A 15,434-nucleotide genomic window follows, 5' to 3' on the forward strand; every position below is an offset into this window, starting at 1 on the left:
GGCATCCCGGCGTCGTGACAGGCATGACTCGCGCGGACGCCTCATGACGGCCCTCACACGGCGCCTCGGCGCGCACGGCACCGACGAGGACCACCGCGTCACCACGATGGAGCTGCTGTTCGACGTGGTCTACGTGTTCGCGTTCGTGCAGGTCACGACGTGGATCGCACAGGAGCACACGTGGCGGGCCACCGGCGAGGGGCTGCTCATCCTCGCAGTGCTGTGGTGGGTGTGGGTGGTGTGGGGCTGGCTCGGCAACGTCGTGCGCGCCGACCGCGGGCTGCCGCTGTTCGGGTTCATCGTCGCGCTCGTGTCCGTGTTCGGCATCGCCATGACCATCGACGGCATCTGGGAGGCGGAGGGCGGGGCGCTCGAGCCGCTCGCCTTCTCGATCCTCTATCTCGTGATCCGCGTGGTGCACTCGGCGGTTTACCTGTGGGCCGCGCGCGGGGACGCGCGCCTCACCCGCCAGATCTGGCTCAGCACCGCCGCCTGGATCCCCGCCGCCATGCTGCTCGTCGCAGGCGCCCTCCTTCCCCCCGAGCAGCGCCTGTGGTGGTGGGCAGGCACCGTCGCGCTCGAGGCCCTCGCCACCTGGGTGCTATCCGTGCGCGGGCCCGGCTGGCGGGTCCAGTCGGGTTCCCACTTTTCCGAGCGCTTCGACCTCGTCATGATCCTGGCGCTGGGCGAGTCAGTCCTGTCGCTGGGGATCACGGTCGCCAAGCTCGACCTCACCGCGGAGATCCTCGCCGTGGGGCTCCTGGGCGTGCTCGTGTCCATCTCCCTGTGGTGGCCGTACTTCAAGGGAGTGGGCCCCGCCGTCGAGCAGGCGTTGCACGACGCCGACGACGACCGCAAGCCAGACATCGCGCGCGACGCCTACACGTACATGCACCTGCCGCTCGTGGCGGGGATCATCCTCGTGGCCGCCGGGCTCGAGGAGGGAGTGATGGCGCGGGCAGGCGAGGACGTGTCGGAGGAGTCGGCGGTGTTCATCGCCGGCGGCGCCGCGCTCTTCGCCCTGGGCGCCGCGGTCATCATGCGCCTCGTGGGAGGCGCATGGGGGTGGCTCGCGGTCTCGGCCGTCTTCTTCGCGGCGGCCGCCTTCTGGCTGCCGCTGCTGGACCCCACGGTGGCGATCGTCGCGGCGATCGTGGTCCTCGCGTTCGTCGCCTGGCGCACCCCCGCCGCCAGGTTCGGCGACACCGTCGTCGTGGAGGGCAACGGGGACTGAGACACGGCATCGGCCCCCTAGCATGAGCCGCATGACGACGACCGTCCGCGCCTGGCGCGTGGCCATGCCGCTCGCAACGGCCATCGCCATCGCGAGCCTCGTGATCGACGGGGTCTCCCACGGCGACTTCGTGTTCTGGGACTTCTTCGGCTACTTCACCATCCAGAGCAACATCATCGGCATCGCCGCGCTGCTCATCGCGCTGCCCTTCACCGGCCGCGAGCGCCCCTCCTGGGTGGAGTGGGTGAGGGTGAGCGCCGCGACCTACATGGTGATCGTGGTGGTGTTCTTCTGGTGGCTGCTGTTCCCCACCATGGAGGGCGGGCCGTCGTGGGAGGACCTGGTGCTTCACCTCGCCTCCGGCATCGTCCTGGTGGCCGACTGGCTCGTGGAGGGTCCGCGCCGTCGCCTCCCGATGCGTCACCTCGGACTGTGCATGATCTACCCCGCCGTGTGGCTCACCGTGGTGTTGGTGCGGGGCGCGACCGACGGCTGGGTGCCGTACTTCTTCCTCGATCCCGACGACGGCTACGGGCCAGTGGCGACGATGATCGCTGTCATCGTGGCGGCCGGGCTCGGCATCTGCGCGGCCCTCATCGGGCTCGCTTCTTGGCGCGTCGCGACGCCATCACACGACGTATCGGGCGCAGTGGACTAATTTGGGCCTCAGATAAGGAGGCAGCCGCATCGGCCAACCCCCGATGCGGCGGACACCATGAGCGAGTCCGCACCCCCGGCGCCCGCCGACGTCGAGCCCAAGGCGCCGATGTCCCGTAAGGCGCTAGCCACCTGGGTCTTCTACCCCTCGGCCATCCTCATCCTCGGATTCGTGGCGTTCGCGATCATCGCGCCCGGCGTTGCCGAGGATCTGTTTGCCGCGATCCAGGACACCATCATCAACGCGTTCGGCTGGTACTACGTGCTGATCGCCGCGGTCTTCGTGGCGTTCGCCCTGGTCATCGGCTTCTCCCGGTTCGGCAACATCGTGCTGGGCAAGGACTCCGACAAGCCGCAGTTCTCGATGTTCTCCTGGTTCGCGCTGCTGTTCGCGGCCGGCATGGGCATCGGCCTTGTGTTCTACGGCGTCTCCGAGCCCCTCACCCACTTCGCGACGCCGCGACCCGGCGTCAGCGGCACCTCCGAGCAGCTCGCGCAGCAGGCGATGAGCCAGACGTTCCTTCACTGGGGAATCCACGCGTGGGCCATCTACATCGTGGTGGGACTCGGCATCGCCTACGCCGTCCACCGCCGCGGCCGTCCGGTGTCCATCAGGTACGCCCTCGAGCCGCTGCTGGGCAAGCACATCAAGGGCGGCTGGGGTAACGCGATCGACGTCACCGCCGTGGTCGGCACGCTGTTCGGCGTCGCGACCTCGCTGGGACTTGGCGTCCTGCAGATCTCCTCCGGCCTCGAGTCCGTGGGCATCGCGGAGCCGTCCACCACCACGCAGATCGTGCTGATCGTCATCATCACGATCATCACGATCTTCTCGCTCGTCACGGGCCTCCAGCGCGGCATGAAGTGGCTGTCCAACACCAACCTGGCGCTCGCCCTGGTGCTGCTGGTGTTCGTGCTGTTCGCCGGCCCCACCGAGTTCCTCATGCGCGAGTTCGTGCAGGACATCGGCGCCTACATCCAGAACTTCATCGGCCTCAGCTTCAACGTGTCCGCCTTCCAGGGCGAGGCAGGCGAGGAGTGGCAGGCGGCCTGGACCACGTTCTACTGGGGCTGGTGGATCTCCTGGGCACCGTTCGTGGGCGTCTTCATCGCGCGCGTCTCGAAGGGCCGCACTGTCCGCGAGTTCATCTGGGGCGTGCTGCTGGTCCCGTCCCTCGTGACGTTCTTCTGGTTCGCCGTCATGGGCGGCACCGCGCTGTACGAGGAGCTTTACGAGGGCGGCGGGCTGGTGGGCCCCAACGGCGAGGTGGACCTCAACGGGTCCCTGTTCGCCATGTTGGACACCCTCCCCGGCGGCACCGTGCTGACCATCGGCGCCATGATCCTCATCGCGGTGTTCTTCGTCACCAGTTCCGACTCCGGATCGCTGGTGCTGTCGATGCTCACCACGGGCGGCGACGAGTCCCCCAAGCGCTGGATCCGCGTGTTCTGGGCCTGCACCACCGCGCTCGTCGCCATCGCGCTGCTGCTGTCCGGCGGCCTGTCGGCGCTGCAGACCGCGGCGATCATCACCGCGCTACCGTTCTCGGTCGTCATGATCGGCATCGCGATGTCCACGGTCAGGGCGTTCAGGCGGGAGCACGCGCTCTACCTGGCCGCCAACCGCAGCGAGTTCATGGACCACATCCGCGACACCATCTCCGGCGAATACGGGCTGGAGCCCACCGAGGCGGATATCGACACCGAGGCGGCGCGCACGCGCCTTCCCGGCCTGCGCCGGTGGACCCTCGGCGGGCCCACGCCCAAGCGCCACAAGGCGGCCGATGCCGGGGCCGCCGGTGCGGCGACAGGTACCGCCGTCGTGGCGACGGCATCGGCCACCGACGGGGCCGCGGATACCGCCGCCGCCGCTCCCCCCGGTGCCGAGCCGCACCCGGGAGAGGCGGTGCTGCCGGGGTCGGGCACGGCGCCCACCGCGCAGTCAGCTCCCGCGACGGGCTCGGGTGAGGACTCTGACGCGGGTGACGACGAGGCCCCGGCCTTCGAGAAGCACCCGACCGATCAGATCATCATGCCGATCGACCACCTGCCCGAGGACCACGACAAGCAGTAGTCCTCGCCCGCCTGCAAGGAGGCTGGTGCTGGTTTCGCGACGAAACCCAGCACCAGCCTCCTTCGTGCGTGTGGCCTAGGAGGCGAGGCCGGTGATCATCGCGACGAGCTCGTTGTGGGTGGTGTCCGCGACGGCCCTCGTGCCCACCTGGGTGCCGCGCCTCAGCACCGTGACGCGGTCGGCGATGCGGAACACCTGCTCCATGTTGTGACTCACGATGAGGACGGCGGCGCCTCGCTCCTTGAGGCGCAGGATGGTCTCCTCGACCTTGGCGGTCTCGGCGACGCCGAGCGCGGCCGTCGGCTCGTCCATGAGCACCAGGCCGCTCGCCCAGTGCGTCGCCCTGGCGATCGCGATGCCCTGACGCTGACCGCCGGACAGGTCGGACAGCTGCGCCTTGGCGGAGGGGATCCTGATGTCGAGGTCGTCGACGAGGGCCTGGGTCTCACGCGCCATCCGCGCACGGTCGAGAACCTTGAGCGGGCCCCGCGTGAGCTCGCGCCCCAGGAACAGGTTCATGTACACCGGCTGCAGGTCGACGAGCGCGAGGTCCTGGTAGACCACCTCGACGCCCTTGTCGCGCGCATCCGACGGGTCGGAGAACTCGGCCCGCTCGCCGCTCAGCCAGATCTCCCCCTCGGTGGGCTGGTAGACCCCCGAGATGATCTTGACGAGCGTCGACTTTCCCGCGCCGTTGTCGCCCACCAGCGCGACGATCTCGCCTGGCGCCACCTCGAGGTCGAATCGCTGGATGGCGGTCACGGCGCCGAAGCGCTTGGAGATCCCCTCGAGCCGCAGGGGGCTGGTCACGGCGGGCGCGGCGGTCATCGCGCACCTCCCGCAAGGACGTCGGCGACGGTGAGGGGGGCCGAGCCGTCTGCCGACCACACCCCTTCCACGCGCGGCGCTCCCGTGCCGATGCCGGACACGGCGGCCGTGAGGCCACGCGTCACGAACACCTGCGGGCGGAAGCCGAACACGACAGTGTCGCCCGATGCGACCGGCCCCTGGTCGGCGCGCAGGGTCGCGTAGTAGTCGATGGCGGTCGCGGCCGGCATGTCGACGTCGCGGGGCACTGCCGTGGCCGGATCGTCTCCGTCACCCACGACGAGCGCGCGCGTGGGCACGTCGCCGAGCACCGGGTCCACGTACAGGCCGCCGCCGAAGACGTAGGCGTCCGGCCCCCACAGGTGGGACACCTCGCTCACGTAAACGATCGCCGGTTCCTCGATAAGGTCGGTCACCGCGTGGAGCGGAGTGGTGCCGGTCAGCCCGTGACCGGGCTCGACCTGCGTGGCGCCGGCGGCGGCGAGCGTGGAAAGGATCGACGTCGAGGTGGTGCCGGGGGCGTTGAGCTCGACGTGATCCCGGCCCGCTGCCAGGAGCGCCGCCTTCGCGCGCGTGAGGGTCGCCAGGTTGGGTGTCGAGACCGCGGTTCCCGACGCGGCATCGAACAGCGTCGCGGGGAAGCTCGTGACACCCGCGAAGCGGACGCCGTCGATCGCGTCGATCCGGTCGGCGACCTCGACGATGCTGGCGGCATCGAAGCCGCCCTCGTGGCCCCGGTAGAAGCGGTCGCCCTCCGCGTGGATGCGTGCGAGCACCGGCTGCTCGCGGCCCGCCGCGCGCGAGGCCGCTCCGGCCTCGCGCGCCTTGTCGAGCGAGAACACTGTCCAGAAGGACGGCTCTAGCGCGGCGGCGGCGGCCGCGGCGTGACGCGGGATCTGCACCAGGTGACCGAGGTGGCCGGTGGCGAGCCCCCCGGCCCTCGCGGCGATAGCGCACTCGAGGTCCACGCCCACGGCGTGGGTAATGCCGTGGCGCACGAGCGCCGCCGACACGTCGGGGTTGCGGCCGATCTGCTTGGTCATGGCGAACGGCGTGAGCCCGTGCGCCGCTGCCTCGGCGACGAACGCATCGGCGTTGCGCCCCACCGCGTCGAGGTCGATCACGGAGGTGTTGGGAGGAATGAGGCCCGCCCGGTGAAGGGCGACGGCGTCGCGGATCAGCGCCGGGTTCCGGCGACGGGTGAGTTCAAGGAACACGGAGGCCTCCTACTGGGACTTCCTGGCGCGCAGCGACAGGGAGACGGCGATGAGGATGATCGCGCCACGCACGATCATCTGCTGGGACACGGACAGGCCCGCGAGGATGAGGCCGTTATTGATCATGGACATGAGCAGGGAGCCCACGAGGGCGCCGGCGATGGAGGCCTTGCCTCCGGTCAGGGCCGTGCCGCCGACAATGACGGCGGCGAGCACCGTCATCAGGTCGGCCTCGCCCAGCGTGTACCTGGCGCCTCCCAGGCGGCCGTCGTAGAGGATTCCCGCGAGCGCCGCGGTCATGCCGGAGGCGACGAACACCGCCATCTTGACGCGGCCCACGCGGATGCCCGCCACCTGCGCCGCGCGCTCGTTGTTGCCCACGGCGAGGACGTGAGCGCCGAAGCGACGCTGGCGCACCACGTGCCACCCTGCGAGCACCGCGGCGCCCGTCCACCACACCAGGATGGGGATCCCGAGCAGCGACCCCGAGCCGAACAGCCACACAAAGGTCTCGTCGAGCACGGGCACCGACTGGAGGTCGGTGAGCTGGCGCGCGAGGCCGGCCACCAGACCCATGCTCGCGAGCGTCACGAGGAAGGAGGGGAGCCGCACCACCGTGACGAAGAATCCGTTCACGGCACCCACCGCGGCGCCGACGGCGAGCCCCACGAGGGCGCCGACCCACCACAGCCCGCTTGCCTCGAGCGCGACCGCAGCGCTGAGCGCCCCGAGCGCCACCGTGGAGCCGATCGACAGGTCGATCGCGCCGATCCCCAGGACGAGCACGGCCCCGATGGCCATCACGGTGATGGGGGCGGACTGCACGACGACGTTGGACAGGTTGGTCCAGGTCAGGAAGTACTCGCCCTGGGTCACCGCGAAGAAGACGAAGACGAGCACGAAGCCGATGTAGACGACGTAGCGCGACCAGGGGAAGGCGCGGACCCGTTGGGCGAGGTCGGGGGACGCCTGCGCGTCCACGGTGGTGGCGGTCATGCGGGGACTCCTTGCGGGTGGGTGGCCTCGAGCGCGAGGTGGACGGCCCCGGCGAGGGGAGCGCGGTCGCCGAGGGCCGAGGTGACGACGGGAACCTGGGAGTGGCCGATGCGGGCGAGCCAGGTCTGGACGCGCGGCAGGAGCTCGGGCCTCAGCCCGATGCCTCCCCCGAGCACGATGCGTCCGGGGTCGACGACAGCGATGACGGCGCCGAGCGCGGCGGCGACCCAGCGGGCGTAGCCGTCGACGACGGCGGCGGCGCAGTCGTCGCCGCGCGCCGCGCGGGAGAACACCTGACGCGTCGAGGCTGCCGTCCCGGTGAGGTCCTCGTAGCGCTGGGCGATGGTCTCTCCCGCGACCATCTCCTCGAGCGCCCCGCGGCGATGGTTGTCGGGGTCGAGGGGGTCGGCCCCGAGCGGGAGGTAGCCGATCTCGCCCGCAGCTCCGCGGGCGCCGCGGATGAGGCGGCCCCCGAGGACGAGGCCCATGCCGATCCCGGTTCCCAGGGACACGAACGCGAAGTCGTCGCCCGCGTCCCCCGCGTGAAGCTCGCCGAGAGCGGCGACGTTCACGTCGTTCTCCAGGACCACCGCGTGACCCAGCGCCTCCTCGAGCGCGCCGCGGACGTCGGTGCCATCGAGGTGGGCGAGGTTCGGGGCGAGAGTGAACCCGTCGGCGCTAGCCACGCCGGCACCGCCCACCGCGGTGGCGCGCACGGCGGCGGGGTCGACGCCGGCCGCCGCCGCCAGCCTGCCCAGCAGTGCGGCGAGTTGACGGTCCAGGCCGGCCCCGGCATCGGCCGTCGGGGCCTCGTCGATCGCGAGCAGCGCACCGCTCGCGTCGCCGAGCGCGGCGCGCACCTTGGTGCCGCCCAGGTCGACGCCCATGACGAGCGGGCCCGCGGTCATCGTGCGTCTCCGTTTCCCAGGAGGCGCAAAGGGTTGTCGCGGAGCAGGACGTCGGCTGCCGAGGCGGGAAGGCCGAGCGACACCGCGAGCGGCAAGAAGACCTCGGGGAGGTAGGCGTAACCCCACCGGCCGTGCGTCGTGGGGTTGAGGTAGACCTCGGCGCCGGTCAGATCCTGAGCGAGGAGGATCTGTTCGCCGTAGCCGCGGCCCCACAGCTCCACGAGGGCCCGCGCGCGCGACTCGTCGGAGCGGTAGTAGGCGCGCTTGGCGAGCTCACCGTCGGCGGCGGGAGTGGCGGGAGGCTCGAGGAAGAAGTCCCAGTGCTGCTTGCCGATGGTGTCGAAGGCCACGCACGCGCCGGTGTCGAGCACCTCAGCAACCGCGTCGACGTCCGGGTGGATGTCCATGTGGCCGATGACCACGCGGGACAGGTCCACGCCCTCCTCGCTCAGCAGCTGGGTCTGCTCGAGCGCCATGGTGCCGTGAGTCGTGTGGGTCATGAGGGCGACGCCCGTGTGTACCTGTGCCCGCGCGGCGGCGCGCAGGCACTTCTCCTCATGGTCGGTGATCTCGTCGAGACCCGTGGCCTGCTCGCCGAGCACGCCGGCGCGCACTCCCGAGGCGCCGATGCCGTCCTCGAGGTCCGCCATGAGCCGCGCTGTCATGGTGTCGAGGTCCGCGGCGACGGTCCACTCGGGGCTGAAGGCCTCGAGGTAGACGGAGGTGCCCGCGACGAGGTGAAGGCCGCTGCGGCGCGAGATTTCCGCCAAGGCAGCGGTGTTATCGCCGTGCTCGTCTCGACCCACCACTCCGTACGGGCTGAGGTCGACGACCATCTCGATCCCATGGCGGCGCAGCGGGGCGAGGGCCTCCGCGGCGACGGCAATAGCCTCGTCGCCGGCCTCGGTGGGTCCGCCCGTGAGCCACGGCCCGGGGATGAGCGAGAGCGGGTGCTCGTGGATCATCACCCGGCCGAGCCCGGCCGTCTCGACGGGGCCCAGGACTGTCTGCACGGTTGCCATGGGGAGAGATCTCCTTTGATGCGGGGGGGGGAGGGCGCCGGGCGCCCTCCCCCACGGTGATGGTGTCAGCCTGCCTGAACGCTTGCCGGGGGCTCGACGCCGTAGTCGGCGAGCCACCCCTCGGCCAGGTTGTCGGCGGTGACCTTGACGGGAGGCGACGCCACCAGGGCGGGCGCTTCCGTATCGAGCAGCCCGTACGCGCCAGCGATCGCGAGTCCGCGGCCGATGTCGAGCGAGCCGTTGCCCACGAGGCCCGCGATGTTCCCGCCGGCGGCCATGTCGGCAGCCAGCGTGGTGTCGAGGTCGTTGGTGACGATCGCGACGTCGGTACGTCCGGCGGCCTTGACCGCGGCGAGGACTCCCTGAGCCGCGGTGGCCCACGGCACGTAGATGCCGGTGATGTCGGGGTTCTTCAGCAGCAGTGCCGCGGCGATCTCCTCGGTGCGCGCCTCATCGGTGAAGCCCTCCTCGGCCACGATCTCCATGTCGGGGTACGAGTGACCGAGCCAGTCCTTGAAGGCCTCGTCGCGCTGGTTGGTGAACCAGAAGTCGGCGTCGTGGAACAAGTAAGCGACCTTGCCCTCGCCGCCCAGCGCGTCGCCCAGCAGCTCCGCGTTGGCGCGGCCAGCATCCGTCAGGGACTCCGTCACGATCGAGACGAACTGATCTCCGGCGGTGTAGCCGGCGGGCGGAGTGGTCATGATGACGAGCTGCTTTCCCGCATCCACGATGGGCTGGAATGACTGGGCGGCGGAGGTGGGGTCGGCCGCGATGCCGATGACGATGTCGGGGTCGAGCGCCATCACGGACTCGACGTTGTTGGCCTGGGTCGCGGCGTCGAAGGCGGCCTCGGTGGAGGCGACCACCTCGATGCCAAGGTCGGCGAGCTGCTCCGTGGCGCCCTTCTCCACGGCATCGACGAACTCCGAGGACGTGTGCCACACGAACGCGGCGGTGTAGCCACCGTCCGCGACCGTTGCGGCCTCTTCGTCCGTGAGCGTGAGCTCGTCGAGCGTGCCGGGGACCTCCCCGTTGGGGCCGGCAAACTCGAGGCTGGGCTCCTCGACGGACTGGGCGACCGACGAGGACTCGGCGCCGGATGATCCCGAGGCGCCGGCGGCGGGCTCCTCGGCATCGGTGCTGCATCCGGCGACGGTGAGGGACAGGGCGAGGGCGCCGGCGATCACGGCTCCTGCGCGGCGAACGGTGGTGTGCTGCATGGGGGACCTCGGATCTGGAGGAGGGACGCTGACGACGGGGGTGCCGTCGTGAAAGTTAGTTTGCTTTCACGACGCAATCAATGTCAATGGATCGAATGTCACGTTCTTGTAAACTCTCACCAGGGTGTTGCGCGGAGGCGCCGCGCCCGCCGGGAGCTTTAGTTTCATGACGAACCTGTGAGGGGGGCCGATGCGGGAGTCGACCAAGGGCCAGGTACTGGCAGCCCTGCTGCGGCGGCGCCCGGCGAGCCGCAAGCAGCTCGCTGAGGCGACCGGCATCTCCCCCGCCACGGTCTCCCGCACTATCGACCAACTCATCGCGGACGACCTCGTCGTCGAGGGCGAGTCGCTTGTCGAGGAGCGCCGCGGGCGTCGCCAGGTGCTCCTCGACATCGTCGCCGCCGACCGCCTCGCCCTGGGCATCGACCTGGGAGGATCGCGGACCCGGTGCGTCCTCGTCGACCTCGCGGGAGCGCCGCTCGCCAGCCTCGAGCAGCCCACCCCTGTCCAGCTCCCCGCCGTGGACCTCGCCCGCTGGATCGCGGGCCTCGCACGCCAGAGCGCGGGAGACCGCTGGGCGGCGGTGCGTGCCGTCGGCATCGGCCTCCCGGGCGCCGTGGGCGAGGACCCCCGCACCGTCTCCAACGCCCCCAACCTCCCCCAGATCGAGGACCCCGCGTTCCTGCGCACCTGCGTCGAGGCGGTGGGGCGCCCCCTCGTCGTCGACAACGACGCCAACGACGCGCTGCTGGGCGAGCAGCGCTTCGGCGCCGCGGCCGGGCACGGGAGCGCCGCCATGGTCACCCTGGGTGCCGGACTCGGCGTGGGTCTCGCCGTGGACGGCCGCGTCGTGCGCGGCCGGCGTGGCCTGGTGGGCGAGTTCGGCCAGCTCCCCTTCGGTCCCTCCGGCGAGCGGCTCGAGACTCGCGTGACGGGGCCCGCCATCTCGGCGCGGGGCCGCGAGGCGGGAATCGACCTCGACGACCCCGCCGCGCTCTTTCGCGCCGGCGCATCAGACGCCGTCGCGGACGTCCGCCGCGGCTTCGACGACGCGCTCGTCACCGCGCTCGCCGCCGTCGCGGTGGCCTGCGATCCCGACACCATCGTGCTGGGCGGCGGTATCGCCAAGTCACTGCGCGACGACCTCCCGCTGTACCAGGAGCGCCTCACGTCGACGCTGCACGTGGCGCCCACGCTCGTGCATACGGCGCTCGGCGACTTCGCCGGAGCGGCCGGCGCCGCTGTCGGGGCGCTCCACGTCGCCTACGGCGAACTCGATATCCCCGAGGGTGAACTCGTCGACCTGCCGGCGGCGGGAGCCCTCACTCGTGAGGCCCTCGACGCGACGCTGCGCTGACGCCGCTCTGACGCCGCGCTACCGCGAGGCGACCAGGCGCACCCGCTGACCGGGCCGCACCTGCGCGGCCGCCGCGAGGGAGGCGCTGTCGAGCACGCCGATGACGGGGTAGCCGCCCGTGGTCGGGTGGTCCGCGAGGAAGACGACGGGCTCGCCCGAGGGCGGCAGCTGGACGGCGCCGGGGACCATCCCTTCGCTGGCGAGTTCGCCCTCCCGGGCGCGCGGGATCGCGTCGCCGGCGAGCCGTAGCCCCACGCGGTTGGAGCGATCCGACGCGACAAATGACCGATGCGCCAGGTCCGCGATCGCCGCCGGGTCGGCCCAGTCCGCGCGCGGCCCGGCGAGCATCCTGAGGGTGACGGCCTCGTCCGTTCCAGGAAGGGCCGGCCCGGTCGGAGCACCCGCGGCGAACAGCTCCTGGCCGGGATCGGCCGCGGCCCCCACGCGGAGCCTGTCCCCCGCGGCAAGAGGCGCCGGCCCCAGCCCCGAGAGCACATCGGTGGAGCGGGAGCCGAGAACGGCGGGCACGTCGATGCCGCCACGCACGGCGATGTAGGTGCGCGCCCCCGCCGTCGCCTCACCCGCGTCGAGCACCTGACCCGCGGCCAGGCGCATCGGCCGTCCGAGCGGCGCGGGAACGTCGCCCACGAACACTGGCGCCTCTGCCCCCGCCACCCCGACCACCATCGGCGCGAGAGCCCGCAGCACGGCGCCGGTCAGCGTCGCCTCGAGCGCCGCGGCGCCGGGGGCGTTGCCGACGAGCGTGTTGGCGCGCCTCAGCGACCGGACGTCGGCGGCACCCGAGCGCGGGACGCCCAGGTGGGCGAGGCCGGCACGCCCCAGATCCTGGACGGTCAGCAGCGCCCCGGCGGAGATCACCTCGATCATGCGAGGAACCTCACCCGGGTGCCGGGCGTAAGCAGCGCCGGCGGCGTGCGGTCCACGTCCCACAGCGGTTCACCGAAGGCGGTGCCGACGATCTGCCAGCCGCCGGGCGACGAGCGGGGATAGACGCCCGCATACGGCCCGGCGAGAGCGACCGCCCTGGCGGGGACGGCCGTGCGGGGCTCGGCTCGGCGGGGCACCTCGCGCTCCGCAGGAAGCCCCGTCAGGTACGCGAAGCCGGGCGCGAACCCGCAGAAGGCCACGGTGAACTCGGTGGACGCGATCAGGGCCACGGCCTGGTCGGGGGTCAGCGCCCAGCCGGCGGCGACATCGGCGAGGTCAGGGCCGTCAAAGGCGACGGGGATCTCCACCAGCGGGCCATCGGCCGCGTCCCACTCCGAGGGTTCCCATCCGGCGACAAGGTCCTCGAGCACCGCGCGATCCACCCGCGACAGGCCGCTCACCAGGACGGTGGTCGCGGCGGGGACCACGTCGCGCGTGGCGATCTCCCCCGCCTCCCGTGCGGCGACGATCGCGGCAGCGAGGGCCGGCACCTGGACCGCGTCGTCGAGCTCGAGCAGCACCGCGCCCGCCCCCATGGGCAGGATCCTGACGCCGCTCACGCTCACGCCGCCACGAACGGGGTGAGGGTGACGCCGGCCTCCTCGAGCGCGGCGCGCACGCTCCGCGCCAGGTCGACGGCGCCGGGGGTGTCGCCGTGGAGGCACAGCGAACGGGCGCTCACGGCGAGCGGCGCCCCCGAGGCATCGGCCACCCCCACGCCCGTGGCGATCGCGACGGACCTCGCGACCACGGCATCGGCGTCCGTGATGACGGCCCCGGGCGAGGAGCGCGGCACCAGGGTCCCCGCAGACGTGTAGGCGCGGTCGGCGAAGGCCTCCTCGACAGCGACGAGGCCCGCCTCACGCGCGCACTCCAGCAGCGCCGACCCCGGCAGGCCCAGGACGGGGAGGCCTCCCCCGAGGATCGCGCCGGAGACGATGGCGCGCGCCTGGTCCTCGTCGTGGACGGCGCGGTTGTACAGGGCGCCGTGCGGCTTCACGTAGGCGACGCGCGTGCCGGCAGCGCGAGCGAAGACGTCGAGCGCGCCCACCTGGTAGGCGACCTCTGCGGCGAGCTCGTGCGAGGGGACGTCCATCGCGCGGCGCCCGAATCCGGCGAGGTCGCGGTACGACACCTGGGCTCCGATGACCACGCCGCGCTCGGCGGCCAGGTCACACACGCGGCGCATGGTCGCCGGGTCTCCTGCGTGGAAGCCGCACGCTACGTTGGCGCTCGTCACGACGTCAAGCAGGCCGGCATCGTCCGTCAGCTCCCAGCGGCCGAAGCCCTCCCCCAGGTCCGCATTCAGATCGATGTCCCACCCCATGGCCCCAACCTAGTGCCGCCGCCCGCTCCTGGACTGGTTGATTCTGGTCAATGAACGCGCCACGATTGACCAGAATCCACCAGTCGGAGGCGTTACAGGCATGTCCGGTCACCATCACGGCCCCGCGCAGCACGCGGGCGGCAGGCACCGCTGGCGCCTCGCCGTCGCATTCGGGATGGTCGCCGCGTTCTTCGTGGTGGAGCTCGTCACGGCGCTGACCTCCGGCTCCCTCGCTCTGCTGACCGATGCCGGACACATGGCCGCCGACGTTGTCGCGCTCGGCGCCGCGCTGGTCGCGACGCGCATGGCCACCAGGCCCGACCGCACCGGCGAGCGCACCTACGGCTCGTACCGGGCCGAGGTCTTCGCGTCCGGCATCGCGGTCCTCGTCATGCTGGGCGTCTCGGCGTACGTGGTGATCGAGGCGATCGGGAGGATCGGCGCGGAGGCCGAGGTCGCATCCGGAACCATGCTCGTGGTCGGCGTCATCGGCCTCGCCGTCAACGTGGCCTCGCTGGTGCTGCTGCGCTCGGGCTCGAAGGAGTCCCTCAACGTCAAGGGCGCCTACCTCGAGGTGATGGCCGATGCCCTGGGCTCGGTCGCCGTGATTGTCGCCGCGATCCTGGTGGCCGCCACCGGGGCCGCCTGGTGGGACACGGTGGTGGCGCTCGGCATCGGCGCGTTCGTCGCGGTGCGCGCCGTCATGCTGGGCCGCGAGGTGGTGCGCGTGCTCGCCCAGCACGCGCCGCAGGACGTCTCGGCTGGCGAAGTCGCGGCGTCGCTCGCCGCGGTGCCGGGGGTGGCCGATGTCCACGACCTTCACGTGTGGACGCTCACCTCCGGGATGGATGTGGCGACGGCACACCTGGTGACGACGGACGATGCCGAGGCACAGGCGGTGTTGGCGTCCGCCAGGGCCGTGCTCACCGAGCGCCATGGGCTCGCCCACGCGACGCTGCAGGTGGAGGCGGCGCGCACGCGCGAGTGCCACGAGGCCGACTGGTGAGTCAGATCACACGTCCCTAGGGCCTCGGAAGGCAAACCTCGGACGATGGTCCCTGGTATTCGGGCACTGCGTTTCCTACCGTGGAAGCAGATTCTTTTCCACGCCTATCCCCGGGGGAACTCATGGAGACGCTTGCGCTCGCGCGCCCGTACGTCGATCCCGTCGCCGTACCCGAGCGGCTCCCGTCGGAGCGCGACATCCGGTTCGCGCAGACCCTCGCCGCGCATCTTCAGGACACCGTCGCTGGGCTCATCTCCGTGGTGCGCAACGCCAGGATTCATCACGAGGTGCGGGCCATGGCGCACCGGCTGGGCCGAGCGCTCGCGTCGTACTCGTCGCCGCTCGTGGACCGCCTGCGCGAGCTCGGCGCTGACCAACGCGAGAACCGGTGGCTGCGCCCGTGGACGCTGCGCGACTGCCTGCAGATCGGCGACCCCTGCCCCGGCAGGACGGGGCGCTGCGGCCCTAGCGCGCTGGACTACTGGGACACGCACCTGCGCGACGCGCTCGCCCTGTGCCTGGAGCAGGCCAACGCCCGCCCGGGCGGCGAGGCGGGCCGGTTCGCGCATCGGCTCTCGCGGGAACTGAGCCGCCAGCTCGACGAGGTCAGGACCCTGCGCGGCTCGTTCTGAGCGCCGCG

Annotated in this window: 15 protein-coding genes; 6 read left to right on the forward strand and 9 right to left on the reverse strand. The window is 71.7% G+C overall.

Annotation, left to right across the window (positions count from 1 at the left end; translation table 11 throughout):
* Positions 1–43: 43 nt before the first annotated feature.
* From B7K26_RS11140 to B7K26_RS11150, 3 genes are read left to right on the forward strand one after another with little or no spacing between them, the layout of a single operon-like run.
* Entirely contained in the window at positions 44–1,234 is a 1,191-nt protein-coding gene (locus B7K26_RS11140; protein WP_084079286.1) for a low temperature requirement protein A, read from the forward strand.
* Positions 1,235–1,265: 31 nt separating this feature from the next.
* On the forward strand, positions 1,266–1,892 hold the full coding sequence (locus B7K26_RS11145) for a Pr6Pr family membrane protein (RefSeq protein ID WP_084079287.1): 627 nt from the start codon (positions 1,266–1,268) through the stop codon (positions 1,890–1,892).
* 57 nt (positions 1,893–1,949) lie between these two features.
* A complete protein-coding gene (locus tag B7K26_RS11150; RefSeq protein WP_084079288.1) occupies positions 1,950–3,965 on the forward strand; it encodes a BCCT family transporter in 2,016 nt (671 codons plus the stop codon).
* Positions 3,966–4,040: 75 nt separating this feature from the next.
* On the opposite strand, the gene B7K26_RS11155 is transcribed toward B7K26_RS11150, so the two are convergent.
* The 6 genes from B7K26_RS11155 to B7K26_RS11180 all read right to left on the reverse strand — a co-directional run bounded on the left by B7K26_RS11155 (position 4,041) and on the right by B7K26_RS11180 (position 10,156).
* Positions 4,041–4,793 (reverse strand): ATP-binding cassette domain-containing protein, encoded by a 753-nt coding sequence (locus B7K26_RS11155; protein ID WP_084079289.1) that lies wholly within the window; start codon positions 4,791–4,793, stop codon positions 4,041–4,043.
* Positions 4,790–6,010 carry an alanine racemase gene (locus tag B7K26_RS11160; protein WP_084079290.1) on the reverse strand — a complete coding sequence of 407 codons (1,221 nt, stop codon included), beginning with the start codon at positions 6,008–6,010 and terminating at the stop codon, positions 4,790–4,792. The genes B7K26_RS11155 and B7K26_RS11160 overlap by 4 nt, the downstream gene beginning before the upstream one ends.
* Positions 6,011–6,019: 9 nt before the next feature.
* Positions 6,020–7,006 carry an ABC transporter permease gene (locus B7K26_RS11165; protein ID WP_084079291.1) on the reverse strand — a complete coding sequence of 329 codons (987 nt, stop codon included), beginning with the start codon at positions 7,004–7,006 and terminating at the stop codon, positions 6,020–6,022.
* Complete coding sequence (locus B7K26_RS11170; protein WP_084079292.1) at positions 7,003–7,914, reverse strand: ROK family protein; 912 nt, start codon at positions 7,912–7,914, stop codon at positions 7,003–7,005. Before B7K26_RS11170 ends, B7K26_RS11165 begins: the two co-directional genes overlap by 4 nt.
* Positions 7,911–8,936 (reverse strand): phosphotriesterase, encoded by a 1,026-nt coding sequence (locus B7K26_RS11175; protein WP_084079293.1) that lies wholly within the window; start codon positions 8,934–8,936, stop codon positions 7,911–7,913. Before B7K26_RS11175 ends, B7K26_RS11170 begins: the two co-directional genes overlap by 4 nt.
* A 65-nt stretch (positions 8,937–9,001) precedes the next feature.
* A complete protein-coding gene (locus B7K26_RS11180) occupies positions 9,002–10,156 on the reverse strand; it encodes a substrate-binding domain-containing protein (protein WP_084079294.1) in 1,155 nt (384 codons plus the stop codon).
* Between the two features lie 190 nt (positions 10,157–10,346).
* Here B7K26_RS11180 and B7K26_RS11185 point away from each other — a divergent pair, with 190 nt between their 5' ends.
* Positions 10,347–11,513 carry an ROK family transcriptional regulator gene (locus B7K26_RS11185; protein WP_084079295.1) on the forward strand — a complete coding sequence of 389 codons (1,167 nt, stop codon included), beginning with the start codon at positions 10,347–10,349 and terminating at the stop codon, positions 11,511–11,513.
* A gap of 18 nt (positions 11,514–11,531) precedes the next feature.
* On the opposite strand, the gene B7K26_RS11190 is transcribed toward B7K26_RS11185, so the two are convergent.
* From B7K26_RS11190 to B7K26_RS11200, 3 genes are read right to left on the reverse strand one after another with little or no spacing between them, the layout of a single operon-like run.
* Entirely contained in the window at positions 11,532–12,401 is an 870-nt protein-coding gene (locus tag B7K26_RS11190; RefSeq protein ID WP_084079296.1) for a biotin-dependent carboxyltransferase family protein, read from the reverse strand.
* Entirely contained in the window at positions 12,398–13,021 is a 624-nt protein-coding gene (locus tag B7K26_RS11195) for an allophanate hydrolase subunit 1 (RefSeq protein ID WP_234998799.1), read from the reverse strand. The genes B7K26_RS11190 and B7K26_RS11195 overlap by 4 nt, the downstream gene beginning before the upstream one ends.
* Positions 13,022–13,023: 2 nt before the next feature.
* Positions 13,024–13,788 carry a LamB/YcsF family protein gene (locus B7K26_RS11200; protein WP_084079297.1) on the reverse strand — a complete coding sequence of 255 codons (765 nt, stop codon included), beginning with the start codon at positions 13,786–13,788 and terminating at the stop codon, positions 13,024–13,026.
* A 100-nt stretch (positions 13,789–13,888) separates the two neighbouring features.
* Between B7K26_RS11200 and B7K26_RS11205 the strand changes: the two genes are divergently transcribed.
* Together B7K26_RS11205 and B7K26_RS11210 are read left to right on the forward strand one after the other, a co-directional pair.
* Positions 13,889–14,794 carry a cation diffusion facilitator family transporter gene (locus B7K26_RS11205; RefSeq protein WP_084079298.1) on the forward strand — a complete coding sequence of 302 codons (906 nt, stop codon included), beginning with the start codon at positions 13,889–13,891 and terminating at the stop codon, positions 14,792–14,794.
* Between the two features lie 122 nt (positions 14,795–14,916).
* The gene (locus B7K26_RS11210; RefSeq protein ID WP_084079299.1) at positions 14,917–15,426 is read left to right on the forward strand and encodes a hypothetical protein; all 510 of its coding nucleotides are present in this window, start codon (positions 14,917–14,919) and stop codon (positions 15,424–15,426) included.
* The last annotated feature ends 8 nt before the right edge of the window (positions 15,427–15,434 follow it).

The organism is Demequina sp. NBRC 110057 (assembly GCF_002090175.1).
Lineage (GTDB): Bacteria > Actinomycetota > Actinomycetes > Actinomycetales > Demequinaceae > Demequina.